The 16,322-nt window shown below is 62.4% G+C and carries 20 protein-coding genes; 8 read left to right on the top strand and 12 right to left on the bottom strand.

The annotated features are described in order from the left end of the window. Nucleotides 1–12: 12 nt before the first annotated feature. Nucleotides 13–291, top strand: coding sequence for a carboxymuconolactone decarboxylase family protein (locus P3C29_RS18465; protein ID WP_275965113.1), 279 nt, complete (start codon nucleotides 13–15; stop codon nucleotides 289–291). Nucleotides 292–296: 5 nt separating this feature from the next. Beyond that, nucleotides 297–671 carry a tautomerase family protein gene (locus P3C29_RS18460; protein WP_275965112.1) on the top strand — a complete coding sequence of 125 codons (375 nt, stop codon included), beginning with the start codon at nucleotides 297–299 and terminating at the stop codon, nucleotides 669–671. 1 nt (nucleotide 672) lies between these two features. On the opposite strand, the gene P3C29_RS18455 is transcribed toward P3C29_RS18460, so the two are convergent. The 5 genes from P3C29_RS18455 to P3C29_RS18435 form a co-directional block, all read right to left on the bottom strand. Further along, the gene (locus tag P3C29_RS18455; protein WP_010169661.1) at nucleotides 673–1,062 is read right to left on the bottom strand and encodes a hypothetical protein; all 390 of its coding nucleotides are present in this window, start codon (nucleotides 1,060–1,062) and stop codon (nucleotides 673–675) included. Between the two features lie 32 nt (nucleotides 1,063–1,094). After that, nucleotides 1,095–2,351: a 3-phosphoshikimate 1-carboxyvinyltransferase gene (gene aroA / locus P3C29_RS18450; RefSeq protein WP_275965111.1), complete on the bottom strand. Its 1,257-nt coding sequence runs from the start codon at nucleotides 2,349–2,351 to the stop codon at nucleotides 1,095–1,097. Nucleotides 2,352–2,435: 84 nt separating this feature from the next. Next, nucleotides 2,436–2,894, bottom strand: a complete 459-nt coding sequence (locus tag P3C29_RS18445) for a nuclear transport factor 2 family protein (RefSeq protein ID WP_275965110.1) — start codon at nucleotides 2,892–2,894, stop codon at nucleotides 2,436–2,438. An 11-nt stretch (nucleotides 2,895–2,905) separates the two neighbouring features. After that, on the bottom strand, nucleotides 2,906–3,736 hold the full coding sequence (locus P3C29_RS18440) for an SDR family NAD(P)-dependent oxidoreductase (RefSeq protein WP_275965109.1): 831 nt from the start codon (nucleotides 3,734–3,736) through the stop codon (nucleotides 2,906–2,908). After that, nucleotides 3,733–4,632: an NAD-dependent epimerase/dehydratase family protein gene (locus P3C29_RS18435; protein ID WP_275965108.1), complete on the bottom strand. Its 900-nt coding sequence runs from the start codon at nucleotides 4,630–4,632 to the stop codon at nucleotides 3,733–3,735. The genes P3C29_RS18440 and P3C29_RS18435 overlap by 4 nt, the downstream gene beginning before the upstream one ends. A gap of 113 nt (nucleotides 4,633–4,745) precedes the next feature. Between P3C29_RS18435 and P3C29_RS18430 the strand changes: the two genes are divergently transcribed. The 3 genes from P3C29_RS18430 (at nucleotide 4,746) to P3C29_RS18420 (ending at nucleotide 6,955) form a co-directional block, all read left to right on the top strand. Further along, nucleotides 4,746–5,717 (top strand): LysR family transcriptional regulator, encoded by a 972-nt coding sequence (locus tag P3C29_RS18430; protein WP_275965171.1) that lies wholly within the window; start codon nucleotides 4,746–4,748, stop codon nucleotides 5,715–5,717. A 42-nt stretch (nucleotides 5,718–5,759) separates the two neighbouring features. After that, entirely contained in the window at nucleotides 5,760–6,113 is a 354-nt protein-coding gene (locus P3C29_RS18425; RefSeq protein WP_275965107.1) for a DUF1428 domain-containing protein, read from the top strand. 212 nt (nucleotides 6,114–6,325) lie between these two features. Continuing rightward, nucleotides 6,326–6,955, top strand: a complete 630-nt coding sequence (locus tag P3C29_RS18420; protein ID WP_275965106.1) for a lytic polysaccharide monooxygenase auxiliary activity family 9 protein — start codon at nucleotides 6,326–6,328, stop codon at nucleotides 6,953–6,955. Between the two features lie 73 nt (nucleotides 6,956–7,028). Here the strand turns inward: P3C29_RS18420 and P3C29_RS18415 are convergent, their stop codons facing one another. The 5 genes from P3C29_RS18415 to P3C29_RS18395 all read right to left on the bottom strand — a co-directional run bounded on the left by P3C29_RS18415 (nucleotide 7,029) and on the right by P3C29_RS18395 (nucleotide 10,839). Next, nucleotides 7,029–7,583, bottom strand: a complete 555-nt coding sequence (locus P3C29_RS18415; RefSeq protein ID WP_275965105.1) for a UPF0149 family protein — start codon at nucleotides 7,581–7,583, stop codon at nucleotides 7,029–7,031. An 87-nt stretch (nucleotides 7,584–7,670) separates the two neighbouring features. Further along, nucleotides 7,671–8,924: a chloride channel protein gene (locus tag P3C29_RS18410; protein WP_275965104.1), complete on the bottom strand. Its 1,254-nt coding sequence runs from the start codon at nucleotides 8,922–8,924 to the stop codon at nucleotides 7,671–7,673. 114 nt (nucleotides 8,925–9,038) lie between these two features. Beyond that, entirely contained in the window at nucleotides 9,039–9,722 is a 684-nt protein-coding gene (locus P3C29_RS18405) for an anti-sigma factor (RefSeq protein WP_275965103.1), read from the bottom strand. Further along, nucleotides 9,719–10,246, bottom strand: coding sequence for a sigma-70 family RNA polymerase sigma factor (locus P3C29_RS18400; protein ID WP_275965102.1), 528 nt, complete (start codon nucleotides 10,244–10,246; stop codon nucleotides 9,719–9,721). Before P3C29_RS18400 ends, P3C29_RS18405 begins: the two co-directional genes overlap by 4 nt. 71 nt (nucleotides 10,247–10,317) lie before the next feature. Continuing rightward, nucleotides 10,318–10,839 (bottom strand): DUF3455 domain-containing protein, encoded by a 522-nt coding sequence (locus P3C29_RS18395; protein ID WP_275965101.1) that lies wholly within the window; start codon nucleotides 10,837–10,839, stop codon nucleotides 10,318–10,320. A gap of 136 nt (nucleotides 10,840–10,975) precedes the next feature. Here P3C29_RS18395 and P3C29_RS18390 point away from each other — a divergent pair, with 136 nt between their 5' ends. Both P3C29_RS18390 and P3C29_RS18385 read left to right on the top strand, forming a co-directional pair. Next, entirely contained in the window at nucleotides 10,976–11,755 is a 780-nt protein-coding gene (locus P3C29_RS18390) for a class I SAM-dependent methyltransferase (RefSeq protein WP_275965100.1), read from the top strand. Between the two features lie 82 nt (nucleotides 11,756–11,837). After that, nucleotides 11,838–12,623, top strand: a complete 786-nt coding sequence (locus P3C29_RS18385; RefSeq protein ID WP_201123796.1) for a sulfite exporter TauE/SafE family protein — start codon at nucleotides 11,838–11,840, stop codon at nucleotides 12,621–12,623. On the opposite strand, the gene P3C29_RS18380 is transcribed toward P3C29_RS18385, so the two are convergent. Then, complete coding sequence (locus P3C29_RS18380) at nucleotides 12,620–13,855, bottom strand: acyl-CoA dehydrogenase family protein (protein ID WP_275965099.1); 1,236 nt, start codon at nucleotides 13,853–13,855, stop codon at nucleotides 12,620–12,622. The genes P3C29_RS18385 and P3C29_RS18380 overlap by 4 nt on opposite strands. Before the next feature lie 263 nt (nucleotides 13,856–14,118). On the opposite strand from P3C29_RS18380, the gene sfnG reads away from it, so the two are divergent. Then, nucleotides 14,119–15,210: a dimethylsulfone monooxygenase SfnG gene (sfnG, locus tag P3C29_RS18375; protein WP_010169645.1), complete on the top strand. Its 1,092-nt coding sequence runs from the start codon at nucleotides 14,119–14,121 to the stop codon at nucleotides 15,208–15,210. Here sfnG and P3C29_RS18370 read toward each other — a convergent pair. Next, nucleotides 15,194–16,294 carry a GNAT family N-acetyltransferase/peptidase C39 family protein gene (locus P3C29_RS18370; protein WP_275965098.1) on the bottom strand — a complete coding sequence of 367 codons (1,101 nt, stop codon included), beginning with the start codon at nucleotides 16,292–16,294 and terminating at the stop codon, nucleotides 15,194–15,196. The two genes, sfnG and P3C29_RS18370, sit on opposite strands and share 17 nt — an antisense overlap. Between the last annotated feature and the right edge of the window lie 28 nt (nucleotides 16,295–16,322).

Here is a 16,322-nt window from a genome sequence, read left to right as displayed (position 1 = left end):
GAGCGAGAGCCCATGAGCAACAAATTTACCGAGCTGACCCGCGACGTGCTGTTCGACGATATCTGGGAGCGTGATGGCCTGTCGCGTCGGGAGCGCAGCCTGATCACCGTGGCGGCATTGGTGGCGATGTATCGCCTGGAGCAATTGCCGTTTCATTTGCAGCGAGCGATGGGCAACGGTGTAAGCGTCGATGAGCTGGGCGAAGTCATCACCCACCTGGCGTTTTATTCCGGCTGGCCGACGGCGGCGTCAGCGTTGAACCTGTTGGCCGCCATCGATCCTGCGGAGTAACCCCCATGCCTTACGCCCGAATCTCCCTGCATCGCGGGAAATCCCCTGAATATCTGCAAGCCCTTTCCCAGGGACTGCATGACGCCCTGGTGGAAAGCTTCAAGATTCCTGTGGCCGACCGCTTTCATGTGATCCACCAGCACGAAGTGGGCGAGATGATCATCGACCCCAACTACCTCGGCGGCCCACGGAGCCACGACTATGTACTGATCGCGATCACCGGCGGCAAACCCCGGGATACCGAGACCAAACGACGGTTTTACCAGGTGTTGGTGGAGCGGCTGGAGGCCGCTATTGGGCTGAGCCCTGAGGACGTGATGGTGGTGATTACCACGACGGCGGCGGATGAGTGGTCGTTTGCGGGTGGCAGAGGGAACTGACTCAACCCTCGCGAAACAAGTCATGGGCATCCAGCAACCGATACGCAATCTCCGGCCGTTTCTCCATGCCCTTGCGAATCGCTGCCGGAATCGACTGCCGGGTCTTGCGACACAACCCCGGCAAGTCATCGATAACGATCTGGATCCCGCGCATGCTTTTGACTTCCGTATGACCGGGCGCGATGTGCACGCGGATGCCCAGTTGCTGGTGCATCAGTTGTTGCATGCGCTCAAGGTCAGGCAGGCTTTGCAGGTTTTCGAGGCGTTCGAGCAGGCGTTTTTCTTCCTGGCGCGTCAGGTGCAGGATGCGTGCATCGGCGCCGGGAAGGTCGAGCAGTTGCTCACGCTTGCAGTCGCAGGCGCCGGGTGGGCAGGGTTGGCGAATCGTCATGAATACTCCCTCCCGTTACCGGCGCCGACGGCTTACCAGGTCAGATGAACCCCAAGGCTTTCCAGCGCGTTCCAGTACTCAGGATAGGTCTTGCCGACGCAGTCCGGGTCCTGAATCCTGATCCCCGACACCTTCAGGCCTGCCAGGGCAAAGCACATGGCGATGCGGTGGTCGGCGTGGGTGTCGATCAGCGCGTTGCACGAGGTGCCCGCCAGGGCCGGATCGCTGGCCACCAGCAGATCATCGCCTTCAATGGTCGCCAAACCCGCACGGATTTCATTCAGGCCGTCATGCAGGGCCTGCACCCGGTCACATTCCTTGACCCGCAGGTTGGCCAATTCCGTGAAGCGTACCGGCGTGTTGTTGAACGCGGCCAGTACGGCGAGGGTCGGAATCGCATCCTGCATTTGCGAGCCGATGACCACTGGCTGCATGTGCGGGAATTGTGCGATCACTGCCTGGGCTTTTGCGTCGGGCTGGGTGAAATCCTGCGGGGCGACACCGAGGTCGATGCGGCCACCGGTCAGCACTTCGGCGGCCCACAAATAGGTGGCGGCGGAAGCGTCGGGCTCGATCAGGTAGTCATGGGCGGTATAGCCGGTGGGGGCCACGCGCCAGGTGCTTTCGTCGACGATGTCCACCTGGGCACCGAAGGCGCGCATGCAGTCCAGGGTCAGGTCGACATAGCCACGGGCGCCGATGTCCTTGCCGGTCAGGGCCACTTCAATCGGGGCTTCGCCGCATGCTGCCAGCATCAACAGTGCCGACACGTACTGGCTCGACAGGCCGCCGTCGATCTCGAAACGCTTGGCCTGCACACGGCCGGTGCCGTGCACGGTCACCGGCGGGCAACCGGTTGGGCTGTCGACCTTGATGCCATTCTGGCCGAGGGTCGCGAGCAGCGGGCCGATCGGGCGTTTTTGCATGTAGGCGTCGCCGTCCAGCACCACGGTGCCTTGAACGGTGGCCACGGCGGCGGTGAGGAAGCGCATAGCGGTGCCGGCGTTGCCGAGGAACAGCGGTTGCGCCGGCAGTTGCAGTTTGCCAACGCTGGTGACGACGAACGTGGTGTCGTCCGGTTCATCAATTTCCACGCCCATCTGCCGCAGGGCCACCGACATGTGGCGGGTGTCATCGCTTTTCAACGCGCCGCTCAAACGGCTGGTGCCCTTGGCCAGGGCGGCCAGCAGCAGGGCACGGTTGGTAATGGATTTGGAGCCGGGGGGCGCTACCTTGCCGTTCAGTGGAAAGTTGGGCGGTGTAACGGTCACGGTTTTCTGCGAACTCAAGGTACAAGGCTCCTGCTTCAGGGCGGGTGGCGTTTGGCGGACACGAATAATCGGCCAAACACGCTACCGTTGTCGAGCGGGGATCTACGCCTCCATCCCGGCCAGCGGCTTCCAGCCCGCCAACGGTGTCAGAAAGTGCAGCTCAAAGCGGCGCTCGCCGAACGCCCAGCGCCCTTGTCGGCGTTCGAAATGGTCGTGATACAGGCCGCTGATTTGCACCTGTCCCAGTTCGTTATGGGTGCACAGGCAATCCACGGCAACCCTGGCGCTGGCGCTGTCGCCGCTGATGTCGATCAGCGGGTTGGCCATCCAGTGATGCATATGGGGCATGATTGCCCAGTTGAGGTGGGCCGAAGCAATGATTGCCGCGACACCATCATGGCAGCCGAACGCAGCGCCAAGGTCCAGCCGCGCGTCTTCGTGCCAGATACTGCGCAGCAACGTTTCGTCGCGGGAGTCGAAGGCGTGCGCGTATTCACTGATCAGGCGCTCAAGGGTGAAGCGGGTTTCCAGGTGTTCCACGCGGGTGATGAGGTCGGTCATGGCAAGGGCCTTTATTGAGGAAAGTCGGTGGAGGTGGACAGCGAGCGCCAGCGCTCCAGGTCAACGCGGACCTGGTCCAGCTTGGCTTCGACGACATTGACGGCATCGCTGCCGGCGATAAAACGCAAGGGCGGCGCTTCCAGTGCCGCTAGTTGCACGACGGCCAGGCCGAGCCGGCCGGGGTCACCGATTTGCTGGAGGTTACGGGCCTCGAAAACCGCCAGGGTGCGGGCCCGAAACTCCGCGTAATCGTGCAGCGCCCGGGTGCCGAGTTTGAGTGCGCGGCTGTCAAGAAAGTCGGTACGAAACGCCCCAGGCTCCAGTAGTGTCACGTGGATACCGAACTCGGCCACTTCTTCCGCCAGTGCTTCGGAAAACCCTTCAATTGCAAACTTGGACGCTGAATACATCGAGGCCCCACGAACGCCCTTGAATCCGCCATTGGACGACATCATCACCAGATGCCCGCTGCGCTGGCGGCGCATCACCGGCAGCACGGCACGGGTGACGTTGAAGGTGCCGAACACGTTGGTGGCGAACTGGCGTTCGACGGCTTCAGGCTCGACCTCCTCGAAGGGCCCGAACTGACCGTAGCCGGCGTTATTGACCAGCACGTCGATGTGTCCGAAACGCGCCAGCGCAGCTGCTACCACCGCTTGGGCCTGTTGCTCGTCGCGGATATCCAGGCTAGCGGTCATTACGCGGTCGCCGTTGTACGTTTGATCCAGACGCGCCAGGTCCAGGTCGGTGGCCACCACCTGATCGCCATTGTCCAGCGCCGCGCGAGCGATCCCCGCCCCAAGGCCACCGGCACTGCCGGTAATCATCCAGACCCGACTCATAGCGGCATCTCACTGCCGATCCAGTCCAGGATCGAACTGTGGCGCGGCGCCCAGCCCAATTGCGCGCGAGCACGCTTGGCCTTGACCCGGCTATTGGTGCCGAAGGTGTAATGTACGTGCGTCGGGTCCCAGTGTTGCTCGGCTTCCTCGGCCGGCCATGACTGCACCGCACCCAGGTTCATGCGTTTGGCCAACGCAGTGGCCATGTCAATAAAGGACGCTTCACCGTTTTCCAGAAAGTAAAACGCACCCGCCGGGGCTTTTTCCACGGCCAGCAGGAACAGCTGTGCGACGTCATCTATGTGCACGTTGGACCAGCGATTAACGCCAGCCCCGACGATACGCATCACTCCGGTTTCCCGGGCACGAGCCATCAGGAACGGCAACTGAAAGCTGTGATCCGTCAGGCCATGGCCCACACCGTAGATATTGCTCGGGCAGATCACCACGCTACGAATACCCAGCTCGGCGGCGGCCATCATGCGCAGGTCAATGTCGTAGCGGGCCTGCTTGGGGGGCTCGATGATGAAGGGTGTGTCTTCGTCAAAGACGTGTTCAGACAGCGTATTACCCGACGCATCATCGCCGATGATGCTGGAGCCGCTGGTGTGGATCAGCAGTTTGCCGGAGCCACGTAGCGCCTCGATAAACGTGTCGACGGCGCCGGCGTGGTCGCTGTTGGCGGCATCGATCACGGCATCCGCCTGACGTGCTTCGTCGATTAGCAGCTGACGATCATCCAGGCTGCCGATCACCGGGGTAATGCCCAAGGCTTGCAGGCGTTCGGCTTTCTGCGGGTCGCGCAGCAGGCCGCGCACGCTGTGCCCTTGGGCGATCAAGTGATGGGCAACGCTGCCGCCGACGAAACCATTGGCACCGGTAAGGAAAATCTTCATGGGAAAAGCCTGTGGCTGGGGAACGAGCCACCACCATAGGCTTGAACAATTAGCGGAAAAACAGGCTTGAGTTCTGTTTAGAATGGACTCTAGAGTCCTTAATGGGTGCGCGTATGGAAAGCCTGAATGCCATCGGCGTGTTCGTCGCGGCGGCAGAAGCTCGCAGCTTTGTCGGTGCTGGCAGGACGCTGGGCATCTCGGCGTCGGCGGTGAGCAAGAGCATCGCCCGGCTGGAAGCAAAGTTTGGTGTGCGGCTGTTTCATCGCAGCACCCGCAGCATCACCCTCACGGCCCAGGGCACGCAATTTGTCGAGCGCTGCCGGCGGGTGCTGGCGGAACTGGAAGTGGCGGGTGAAGAGCTGTCGCAAACCCTTGTCGCGCCCCAGGGGCCGCTGCGGGTTGGCCTGCCGATGATTGCCCGGCCGTTCCTGGCGATGTTCGGCGAGTTCCAGGCGCTGTACCCGCAGATCGAGCTGGACCTGGATTTCAACGACCGCTTGGCCGACGTGATTGCTGAGGGTTTCGACGCGGTGATCCGCAGCGGTGCGCCGAAGGATTCGGGATTGTCGGCACGCCCACTGGGTCTTTATCGAATGTTGATCGTCGGCTCTCCGGATTACCTTGCCTGGAACGGCACGCCGCGCTGTCCGGAAGACCTGTACGGGCATCGCTGCATCCATTTCCGTTTTCCCGCCTCCGGCAAACTCCAGGCCTGGCAGATGCGCCGAGACGAGCGCGCGCTGGAGCTTGAGCTGCCACGATCGATGATCTGCAGTTCGGTGGAAGGGCGCATGGAACTGGCGGTGCAAGGCCAGGGCCTGACCTACGCCGCCGACTTCGTGGTGCGCGATGCGCTGGCGGACGGACGTCTGGTGGAGGTGCTCGGGGATTACACGTGGGAGGGCGGCCAGTTCAACCTGCTGTGGCCGTCGGGGCGGCAGGTGCCGCCCAAGCTGCGGGTGTTTATTGAGTTTATCGTCAGCAATATGCCACTGGTGCGTGGGGCGCCTGAACCCACCATCGCAATCGGTAAAACACCACTGGTCGACATTTCCCCCGGTGATGTCGATTGCGCGCCTGATTGATCGACTACAGGCACAACAACCCGTCGCATCAGGAGAATGACCATGTCTTACGTAGATGGCTGTGTGATCGCGGTACCCACCGCAAACCGCGAACAATTCATCAAGCACGCCAAGGCCGCGGCCGTGGTGTTCAAGGAGCACGGTGCGCTGAATATCGTCGAGTGCTGGGGCGACGATGTGCCCCAGGGGCAGGTGACGTCGCTGCCCATGGCGGTGAAGCTCAAGGACGATGAAACCGTGGTGTTTTCCTGGATCGTGTGGCCGTCACGGCAGGTGCGTGATGCCGGGATGCGCAAGGTGATGGAGGACCCGCGCCTGAAGGCGGACGCCAACCCGATGCCGTTTGATGGGCAACGCATGATTTATGGCGGCTTTGAGATGATCCTCAACACCTGAAGCAGGGTGTTCACGGACACCAGCTGTAGTCCGATCGCCTGTTACAGGGTAGGACCAACGACAAGTCCGGCGCAGGACTGCTGCGAAAACCCCGCAAAACAAGGATATGGCGCGATTTGTCTGACAGAACCGTCGGGTAGACAACCCGGCGGGGTGGGCTAAGTTCAAGGCGCTTCCCATGACGGGAAGTCTTCAATCAAGGAGTGACTGAAATGAACAAACCCCAGACTCAACTCAGGCATGGTCGCGTCGTGACCCCGGCCAGTCGTGGCTCGGTGGCGGTAGAACGCGGCCTGCTGGAGAACTGGCAAGTCAACGAAATGGAAGGCGGCAAGAACTTCCCGGCCCTCGGCGCCGGGCCGTTTCCGGCGCCTTATGAAACCGATGATCAAAGCGTCACGCCGCCCGCCGATGGGTACATCCTCAGCGGCGGCAAGACCGATGCCCGGGACTGCGTGAACTTCACCGACGAGGAAATGAGCAAGAAGCTCAACACCCCGTTTAACTGGCCGTTGCTGAATGTTGAAGCCGGCCAGGTGTTCAAGGTGCAGTGGGACTACACTGCTGCGCACGTGACCCGTGGTTATCGCTGGTTGATCACCCGGGACGGCTGGGACCCCAAGCAACGCATCAGCCGTGCTCAACTGGAGCCCAAGCCGTTCTTCGAGGACTTCTACACCCAGGTGCCGTACTACCAGCACTCGGCTGAACTGAAGGCCAAGGTAGAGCATCAAGTGACATTGCCCAAGGGCAAGAAGGGCCGGCATGTGCTGGTGTTGATGTGGATCGTGGCCAACACCGGCAATGCGTTCTATCAGGCGTTTGACGTCGATTTCAAATAGCGGCAACTGAACCTGGAGGCAAAACATAATGTGGCGAGGGAGCAAGCTCCCTCGCCACAGGTGTTGCGTTTAATCAGCGCTGGGCCAACCAGTAATCGTGCAACGCACGGGCCGCCGGTTCAATCGCGGCGACCCGTTGCTGATGGGCATTTACATCCAGGTCTGCCGGCAGTTCAAAGTTGTCCTGCTCGGCACACCAGGAAATTTTCTCAAACTGCCCGGCCTGTTCGGCAGGCAGCTCTGGCCAGTTGCCGATCGCGGCGCCACGGATATAACCAAAGCACCATTCTTCCGCCAGGGTCAGTGGCTGGCCCTGATGCTCGGTTTCTTCGAAACGTGCCTTGAAGCCTTCTGCATGGGTCGCCAGTTGCGTGGCGATAGCGTTCATATGGCGCACGCTCAGTTCAAGAAACCGCTTGGCTTCTTCCGGGCTTTCCCAATCCGGGTTCTGCCCACCAAAGATGCCGGGGAACCATTCGGCCACATCCACCTGCGCGGGGCTTGAGACCAGGGCGGTGAAGTAGCCGTCCAGCTCGGCCAGGTTCAGCACCGAATGGTCGTCGCCGTACTTGAGCAGGGTTTCGTCGATGAACTCGAAATCGGCGGGAGCAAGGGGTTGGTCGTGCATGGGGATATCCTTTGTGCGTAGAACGCCGCTGATGGGGCGGCTTAAAGCGCGGAGGATGGCGCTTGCCGGGTTTTTAATCCAGCCTGTTCAGCGTTTTTCCCACACGACGCACAGCTTGCTCATGCACATCGAACCCGCCACGGCGAGGATGATCGGCACCAGGAAGTCGTGGTCGATGCGGGTAAATTCCGCCACCAGCACAATCGCCGTCAGCGGCATGCTCATGCTCGACGCCAGGAATGCCGCCGCGCCAATGATCGCGAACGCCCCCAGCGGCACGCCGGGCCACAGCAGGCTCCAGGCGCCGCCGAGGATGATCGCCAACAAGGCGCCGTTGGCCAGCGCCGGGGTCAACAGGCCGCCTTCGGCACCGGCCCGCAGGCTGCTGGCGGTGATCAGCACCTTGACCACCAGCAGCACGGCGGCGAGGCCGATGGTCAGCTCATTGTCGAAGCCCAACTGCGCCGGGCCCTTGCCGTTGCCGAGGATTTGCGGCAGGAAAATCGCCAGGCCACCGATGATGGTGAAGTTGATCAGCGACAGCACCGGCAGGCGCCAGCCCCGGGCGGCATGGTTGCGGGCAGTGCCGGTCAGGCGGGTGAAGCCGTAGGCAGCCAGGCCAAACACCGGCCCGCAGATCAGCGCCCAGGCGATCAACCCGGGGCTGAGCACAAAGTGCGGCACCACGTATTGCGACTCCGCCCCCAGGCCGATCCAGGCTACCGAGGCGCCGATGGCCGAGGTGGCCAACGCAATTACCGCGGCCGGCCAACTGAACACACCCACCAGCACTTCGAGCACAAACACCGCGCCCCCCAGCGGCACGTTGTACACCGCCGCCAACCCGGCACCTGCGCCGCAGGCAACGATCAACCGGTGCATGTCCGGCGCCAGGCGTGCGCGCTGTGACAACCAGGTGGCGGCCAGCGCGCCGACTTCCCGGGGCGCCACTTCACGGCCCAGGGGCGAGCCGAGGGCCACGGTGATGATTTGCAGCACGGCGTGGGCGAGGGTGGTCTTGGATGGCATGATCGGCGCGTCCGCCGAAACCGCTTGCTTGATGCTCACCAACGGGCGGCCGTAGCGGTAGATCAGCCACCAGCCCACGCCCGCCACCAGGCCGCAGGTGATCAGCACCCACACCCGGCGTTCAGGCGAGGCGGCGGTGACGCCGAGCAAAAAGGTTTCATGGCTGATCAGGCTGTCGAGGCTGTAACCGTACGCCAGGTGCTGGATGCCGTGCAGCAGCAAGGCCAGGAGCATGCCGCCCAGGCCGGCACCGATGCCGGTGAAGATGACGACGAGGGCGAGAATCAGCAGCGAACGGGTCTTTGAGGGCATGGAGGGTCCAGTGAGCCGGGTTTTCGACGCCGATTCTATAGCGCAATGATGACGTTATAGCCCCGAGGTGTAATGCAAATACGCGAACGGGCGTTTCACAACATTGCATTACGTTCAGATTACTTTAACGGCCCGGCCGATTGCCTGAATCGGACCTGTCGGCTTGCCGGTTTTCGATCCGCCGGGGTTTTCCAGGGTCAGCTCAAACAGTTGGTTTGGGGCCAGCGGCGGCAGTTTGTCGAGGGGCACCGACAGCGATTGTCCCGGCTTGACCAACCCCAGCGACACCGGGCCTTGCCAGTCTTCGCCCTTGGTCCAGAACTGCAAGGTCTTGTCTGCCGGTACTTCCATGATGCCCAGGGGAATCAGCTGGATTGCCTGATCATGACTCGCCTGAATCACCCAGCCCGGTGCCTGGTTTTGCGGGGCGACCAGCACCACCACATAGGCGGTCGGGTTGATGGCCGCCGTACGGGTGAGCAGCAGCGTCGCCAGAACAAGGCTCGCCGCGATGCCTGCCCCTGCCAGCCCACGCCACAGGGCCAGCCTGTTCCACCACGAGACTGTCGAGTCCTGAAGGGCTGAATGCCCCAGGCTGCGCTCGATGCGTCGCCATAAATACACCGAAGGCGTCTCGGGCTCGACCTGTTCGGTCAACGGCAGCAGACACTGTTCCCAGGCGTCCACCGCGCTGCGCAACGCGGCGTCGGTGGCCAGGCGCTGTTCCACCTCGGCGCGTTGCTTGGCGGGCAGGGTGCCCAGCACGTATTCGCTGGCCAGTTCGTCGATGCTGTTCATGCCATGCACTCACGCAATGCCGCGAGGCTGCGTTTGATCCACGCTTTCACGGTGCCCAGCGGGGTGCCGAGTCTGTGCGCGATTTCGCTGTGGGAATAACCGTCTACATACGCATGCAGGATGCAGTTGCGGCGGGCCGGGTCCAGTTGTTCGAGGCAGCTGTAGATTCGCCCCGAGCGTGCCTGATACTCGAAGGTGTCGGTGTGCTCGCCCGTTTCATGTTCTTCGCCAAGGGGCACTTCGCGGCCATTACTGCGCACGGCGTTAAGCGCCAGGTGCCGGGTCACGCTGTACACCCAGCCACGGGCCGAGCCTTTTTGCGGGTCAAAACCGGCAGCACCGTTCCAGATCTTGATAAAGGCGTCATGCACGATGTCTTCGGCCACGGCCTTGTCGCGCACGATGCGCAACGCGACCCCGAGCAGCCGACTGCTTTCCTGCTGATACAGGCGGCGCAAGGCCGGTTGTTCGCCCCGGGCGCAGGCCAGCAGGCAGGTTTCATAGTCAAAAACGGCGTCAGGCAAGGACAAGGCTTCCAGGTCGATGCCCCGGTGGTGAGCCCGGGGCGCTTTCGCAGCAGCGTAGACGACTTTGGTCAGTTGGCCGCCCAGAAGATGTAGTCGGCCTGGTACTTCACCACTTCCTGCTTGCCCTTGTTGGCCGTCGTGCATTCGGTGCTCGGCGCCACGCCGCCCTTGAGGGCTACCCGTTGAATGTACGCGACACCACTCATCGCGCCCTTGCCTTCGGCGGGGTTGGCCTTGACCAGTTGATAGGGCAGGTTGCCGGGGCTGGACGGCGCAACGGCCAACTGCGTACCGGTGACTGTCGAACCGTCCTTGGCCTGCCAGGTGGCGGGCGGGCCGAAGTAGCTGCCGACCTGCTGGCCGCTGCGGTCATTGAGCACGGCCTTGGGCCCGACAAAGAACCATTCGGTCTGGCCGGCTGCGTTGGCCTTGTCCCGGCATTCATAGGTGATTTCGCCGACTCCGGTGGTTTCCATTGCCACCTTGTGACCGTCCGGCACTTTGATGCTGTCGGGTAAACCGGTCTGGGCAAAGGCGCCCGGTGCAGCGGCGAACAGGCAGGTCACGCAGAACAAGGCTTTGGCGTTCATGGGCGTCTCTCCATAAGGGCAGCAAGGCGCTGCTACCGGTACTACCCGCGACACGCGCAAACGGATGCAGCGATTAGAAAATAAATCGGCAAGGGCGCACACTGTGGCCCCCGCACTACCAGAGGAGAGATTGGCGATGACCGGTGTTCACAAGTCTGCTCAACAGGGATTCTCTACCCAGGCCGTCACGTACGCCCAAGGCCGGCCTGACTACCCACGACAACTCACGGGCTGGCTCACCGACGCCCTGCAGATCAACCCGCACTCCACGGTCATCGACCTGGGCGCCGGCACCGGCAAGTTCACTCGGCTGCTCAGCAGCGTGGCGCCGACGTTGATCGCGGTCGAGCCGGTAGAGGCGATGGGCGCGCAGTTGAAGAAACAGCTGCCCGATGTGCGCCTGCTGTCAGGCACCGCCGAGGCCATTCCTCTTGAAGCGGCCACTGCCGATGCGCTGGTGTGCGCCCAGGCGTTTCACTGGTTCTCCACGCACGCCGCGCTGGCGGAAATTCACCGGGTGCTGAAGCCGGACGGCCGCCTGGGTTTGATCTGGAACGTGCGGGACGAATCCGTGGACTGGGTCGCGGCGATCACCGAAATCATCACGCCCTACGAGGGCGACACCCCGCGTTTTCACACCGGGCGTTGGCGCGAGGCGTTCACTGGCGAGTATTTTTCCGCCCCCGAAATGACCTGCTTCCCTTACAGCCATGTCGGCAGCCCCCAGGAAGTGATCATGGATCGCTTCCTTTCGGTGAGTTTTATCGCCGCATTGCCGCCGGCGGAAAAGGCGCTTGTCACTGAACAGTTGCAGTCGCTGATCAACACGCATCCGGCGTTGCGCGGCCGTGAGACGGTGGCGTTCCCGTACCAGACTCAGGCCTATCGCAGCCAGCGACTGGCAAAAAATGCATAAAGTCAGATCGTTTTGATATAAGTGGTTATAAGAAAAATCGCTATGCTGCGGCCAGAATTTTATAAGGCCGCAGGTAGTGGTAATGGATGTAGGTAATTTTGGTTTCTCGATTGCTGGCCTGATTGTTGGATTTATCGTGGGAATGACCGGTGTAGGCGGTGGCTCGTTGATGACGCCGATCCTGCTGTGGTTCGGCATCAACCCGGCCACCGCCGTGGGCACCGACCTGTTGTACGCCGCCATCACCAAGTCCGGTGGGGTGCTGGTTCACAGCAAGAATCGCAACATCGACTGGACCATCACCGGCTGGCTGACCTTGGGCAGTGTGCCTGCCGTGTTGCTGACCTTGTGGTTCCTCAAGAGCCTGGACACTGATCCCGCCGCGTTGAACGCGGTGATCAAGCAGTCCCTGGGCGTGGTGTTGCTGCTGACGGCCACGGCAATCCTGTTCAAGAACAAGCTGCTGGCTTTCGCCCAGCGGCATGCCGGCGACGACTACAAGATGGCGCCGCGCAACCTCAATGCACTGACCATCATCACCGGCGCGATCCTCGGGACCATGGTGGCCCTGACCTCCATCGGCGCCGGCGCCCTCGGCACCGTGGCGCTGTTTATCCTGTACCCGTTCCTGGCCACCAAGCGCCTGGTGGGCACGGAGATCGCCCACGCCGTACCGCTGACCCTGGTCGCGGGCCTCGGCCACGCGAGCATGGGCAACATGGACTGGACGCTGCTGGGCTTCCTGTTGCTGGGATCGCTGCCGGGGATTTACGTCGGCAGCCACATGGCCGGCAAGGTTCCGGACGGGATACTGCGTCCTTGCCTGGCGTTCATGCTGGTGATGATTGGCTTCAAGCTGGCGTTTTAACGCGCCGGGCCATTGCCGATCTGCCACACAAACGGCGGCTCGGTGCCGTTGATCACCCAGTCGCCAACGATTCGCGCCTTGTAGATCACCGGGTTGTGGGACGACACCGTGCGGGCGTTGCGCCAGTGCCGGTCGAGGGCTTTGCCCTGGCGCACATCTGAGGCGCCCAGCGCGTTGAACAGCTCAGTGGTGGCGCGCTGGATCAGTTCCGAGACCACCACCTGCGCCGTGGCTGATTCGATTTCAGCGGCCACATTGGCTTCGTGCTCCACGGCATCATCCCCGCCGAACCTTGCCACGTAAGCCCGTTGCGCCGGGAGGGTAGCCTTCAGTGCACTGGCTTCGGCGGCATACACCAGCGCCGCGACTTCACCCACCACCTGCTGAATCTGCGAGTCCTGGCTCACATGGGCCGCGTTGCCGTGGCTGTAGATGCGCTTGCGGCTGCGTACCTGATGCGCCACATCCTTGAGGGCCGCGCGGCCGATGCCGGCCAGGGTGGCAAGCAGCACCAGTTGGTAGAACGCGGTCTGGTATTTGAAGCGGGTGGCAAAGTCGATGACGTTTTCAGCCTCCACGACCGCGTCGGTAAAGCGTGAGGTGCCGCTGCCGGTGGTGCGCTGGCCAAAGCCGTCCCAGTCATCGCTTTGCACCACGCCTGGCTGATGGGTGCGGGTGGCAGCAATCACGTCGCCGCCGGTGTCGCTGCGTTGGGCGTACACGTCGATCCAGTCGGAAAACAGGCTGCCGGTGCTGTAGAACTTTTCACCGTTGAGTTTCCATTTATCGCCGTCCGGAGTGACCTTGGTGACGACATCGCCGATGGCCACGCTGCCGATTTCGGTCCAGGCACAGCCGACGATGTCGCCGTCGACAAAGCGCTTGAACCAGATGTCCCGCGCCGCACCCGGTGCGGCGTTCAGGCGGTCTTCGGCAAACGCGAAATGCCCGCGCAGGGCCTGGGGCACGTTGGAGTCGGCTTCGGCCAGTTCGATCAGCAGTTCAAACAACTGCGGCAGCGAGGCGCCGCCGCCACCGTATTCCACCGGCACACGCACGGCGCCGAAGCCGGCCTGCTTGAGCCACCGGATGGGCTCATGGGGCAGGACGCGGGTGTGTTCGCGCTCTACGGCACCCTCGGCGATGCGCTGGAAAATCGGCCGGAAGCGTTCGGCCAAGGCTTGATAATCGACGCCGGTGGACAGCGGATTGATCACGTGATGTTCGGTCATGGGGACGGTTCCTGGGCAGTGAGATAGGTGAGCTATTGCACGGTCCATGCCGGGCGCGAAGGCGCGTATTTACGGGGTGGGTGCCGATTCAACTGTTGGCCCTGCAACAGCAAATCGACAAACCGCTGCAATCGGTGACAGCTCGGAGCAGGCTGCTTTTCGTCTGTTTCCGCGCTCGAAGGCCTGTCGCGCGGGCCTCTCACGGTCACTGGCACACTTGCTGCTCCACACCTCGTACATGCCAATCCGCGAGGTACAGTCCAATGAGTCAGCAAGCCGTCAAATTTGCCTACTGGGTGCCCAACGTCAGCGGAGGGCTGGTGGTCAGCAAGATCGAACAGCGCACCCATTGGGGCATCGACTACAACCGCAAGCTGGCGCAACTGGCCGAAGAAGCCGGCTTTGAATACGCCCTCACGCAGATTCGTTTCACTGCCGGTTACGGCGCCGAATACCAGCATGAGTCCGTCGCGTTCAGCCATGCGTTGCTGGCGGCCACCACCAAACTCAAGGTGATTGCGGCGATCCTGCCTGGGCCATGGCAACCGGCCCTGGCGGCCAAGCAATTGGCAACCATCGACCAACTCACCAATGGCCGCGTTGCGGTGAATATCGTCAGCGGCTGGTTCAAGGGCGAGTTCCAGGCCATCGGCGAACACTGGCTGGAGCACGACGAGCGTTATCGGCGCTCCGAGGAATTCATCCGCGCCCTGAAAGGCATCTGGACCCAGGACAATTTCACCTTCAAGGGCGACTTCTACCGGTTCAACAACTACAGCCTCAAACCGAAACCTCTGGGCGAACCGCACCCGGAAATCTTCCAGGGCGGCAGTTCGAGGGCGGCGCGGGACATGGCGGCGCGGGTGTCGGATTGGTACTTCACCAATGGCAACACCCCGGAAGGCATCAAGGCCCAGGTCGATGATATTCGTGCCAAGGCGGCAGCCAACAATCACTCGGTGAAAGTCGGCGTCAACGCGTTTGTGATCGCCCGTGACACCGAGGAAGAAGCTCGCGCCGTGCTCGCGCAAATCATCGAGCAGGCCGACCCGGAAGCCGTGAATGCGTTTGGCGACGCCGCAAAACAGGCAGGCAAGGCTTCACCGGAAGGCGAGGGCAACTGGGCCAAGTCCACCTTTGAAGACCTGGTGCAATACAACGACGGCTTCAAGACCAACCTGATCGGCACCCCGCAACAGATCGCCGAGCGCATCGTCGCCTTGAAGGCCGTGGGCGTGGACCTGGTACTGGCCGGCTTCCTGCACTTCCAGGAAGAAGTCGAGTACTTCGGCCAGCGCGTGCTGCCGCTGGTGCGCGAACTGGAAGCCAAGGCCGGGATCAGGCAAGTCGCCTGAACACCACCACCGCCGCGCGCAATTTGCTGTTGCCGAAGCGGCACATTCGCTCGAACTCCCCGTGGCTGACCGGCAAATGCTGGCAGTCCATGGGGTGGCGATGCTGGCTGTGGTCGACGTCCGGGTCGTGCAGGTACACAAAGTCTTCGTCGCAGTCGGTGACGATCACCCAGTGGGGCGACTTGGAGCGGGTCAGCCGGTAGCTGCTGATCAGCACCAGCGGTTGCCCGCCGTCGCGCAGCACCTGGGGCAAATCCAGCGGGCCGCCGAGCACTTGCTCAACATCACTCAATGCCAACTCTTCCTCGAAGGCCTCATGCACCAGGCGCATGACGTCTTTTTTATGCTGGTCGCGAACACCATCGAGAAATAATGGCCCGCGCACATTCACCTGCATGCGCACCCTAAAGCCCCGGCGCCAGGCGGCCAGTGCCAGGCCTTGTGGGCTGCAACCGCCATGGCCGGCCGTCATGAATACGGTGGTTGCCTCGCGCCAGATCTGCAGTTCTTCGCGGCGCTGGGCCACACGCGCAGGTTCCAGGGCGCCCATGGCCATCAGCAGGCTTGCGGCGCCACAGGTGAAGTCGGTGGTCTGCTGGTAATAGGGCACACTCAAGGCCCGCGCGTCCTGGTGCTGGAGGATGCGTTTTTCCAGGCGCAGGGCAGGGGCGTGGTCTTCGTAATAGTCGTTGATCAAGGCAAAGCGCCGGTAGCCATTGCGCTCGTACAGTGCAATGGCGCCGGGGTTGTCGGTGCGCACTTCCAGGCGCAGGTAGGCGCAGTCATGTTCCACGGCGCAGACTTCGATGCGCGTCAGCAATTGCTTGCCCAACCCCAGGCCGCGTGAGGACTCGGCGATGGCGATGGAATACAGGCGCGCCAGGGAGGTGCCCCGGTGGAACAGCACCAGAGCGTAGCCGAGCAAATCGCCGCCGTTTTCTGCCACCAACAGGTGCCCGTGGGCGCGGCTGACCATCCACTGGAAGCTGCGGGTGGAGAGCCGGTCCGTGGTGAAACAGTGCTGTTCCAATGCCACCAATGCAGGCACGTCATCGGGTGTTGCAACGCGAAAGGAAAGAGCCATGTGACCGCCGTAAAAGTTGCGTAACGAA

The sequence above is a fragment of the Pseudomonas sp. 1912-s genome (assembly GCF_029269205.1).
Taxonomy (GTDB): domain Bacteria; phylum Pseudomonadota; class Gammaproteobacteria; order Pseudomonadales; family Pseudomonadaceae; genus Aquipseudomonas.
The sequence above is the reverse complement of the archived record's forward strand: the minus strand, read 5'-3'. Positions and strand labels throughout refer to the sequence as shown.

What these genes read in the sequence shown, in the direction of transcription:
- P3C29_RS18445 (WP_275965110.1), bottom strand. Translation starts at nt 2,894, where the DNA reads ATGACCGACCTCATCACCCGCGTGGAACACCTGGAAACCCGCTTCACC.
- P3C29_RS18390 (WP_275965100.1), top strand. Translation starts at nt 10,976, where the DNA reads ATGACCGGTGTTCACAAGTCTGCTCAACAGGGATTCTCTACCCAGGCC.
- P3C29_RS18385 (WP_201123796.1), top strand. Translation starts at nt 11,838, where the DNA reads ATGGATGTAGGTAATTTTGGTTTCTCGATTGCTGGCCTGATTGTTGGA.
- P3C29_RS18440 (WP_275965109.1), bottom strand. Translation starts at nt 3,736, where the DNA reads ATGAGTCGGGTCTGGATGATTACCGGCAGTGCCGGTGGCCTTGGGGCG.
- P3C29_RS18395 (WP_275965101.1), bottom strand. Translation starts at nt 10,839, where the DNA reads ATGAACGCCAAAGCCTTGTTCTGCGTGACCTGCCTGTTCGCCGCTGCA.
- P3C29_RS18415 (WP_275965105.1), bottom strand. Translation starts at nt 7,583, where the DNA reads ATGCACGACCAACCCCTTGCTCCCGCCGATTTCGAGTTCATCGACGAA.
- P3C29_RS18435 (WP_275965108.1), bottom strand. Translation starts at nt 4,632, where the DNA reads ATGAAGATTTTCCTTACCGGTGCCAATGGTTTCGTCGGCGGCAGCGTT.
- P3C29_RS18410 (WP_275965104.1), bottom strand. Translation starts at nt 8,924, where the DNA reads ATGCCCTCAAAGACCCGTTCGCTGCTGATTCTCGCCCTCGTCGTCATC.
- P3C29_RS18380 (WP_275965099.1), bottom strand. Translation starts at nt 13,855, where the DNA reads ATGACCGAACATCACGTGATCAATCCGCTGTCCACCGGCGTCGATTAT.
- P3C29_RS18405 (WP_275965103.1), bottom strand. Translation starts at nt 9,722, where the DNA reads ATGAACAGCATCGACGAACTGGCCAGCGAATACGTGCTGGGCACCCTG.
- P3C29_RS18370 (WP_275965098.1), bottom strand. Translation starts at nt 16,294, where the DNA reads ATGGCTCTTTCCTTTCGCGTTGCAACACCCGATGACGTGCCTGCATTG.
- P3C29_RS18425 (WP_275965107.1), top strand. Translation starts at nt 5,760, where the DNA reads ATGTCTTACGTAGATGGCTGTGTGATCGCGGTACCCACCGCAAACCGC.
- P3C29_RS18430 (WP_275965171.1), top strand. Translation starts at nt 4,746, where the DNA reads ATGGAAAGCCTGAATGCCATCGGCGTGTTCGTCGCGGCGGCAGAAGCT.
- sfnG (WP_010169645.1), top strand. Translation starts at nt 14,119, where the DNA reads ATGAGTCAGCAAGCCGTCAAATTTGCCTACTGGGTGCCCAACGTCAGC.
- P3C29_RS18465 (WP_275965113.1), top strand. Translation starts at nt 13, where the DNA reads ATGAGCAACAAATTTACCGAGCTGACCCGCGACGTGCTGTTCGACGAT.
- P3C29_RS18460 (WP_275965112.1), top strand. Translation starts at nt 297, where the DNA reads ATGCCTTACGCCCGAATCTCCCTGCATCGCGGGAAATCCCCTGAATAT.
- P3C29_RS18420 (WP_275965106.1), top strand. Translation starts at nt 6,326, where the DNA reads ATGAACAAACCCCAGACTCAACTCAGGCATGGTCGCGTCGTGACCCCG.
- P3C29_RS18455 (WP_010169661.1), bottom strand. Translation starts at nt 1,062, where the DNA reads ATGACGATTCGCCAACCCTGCCCACCCGGCGCCTGCGACTGCAAGCGT.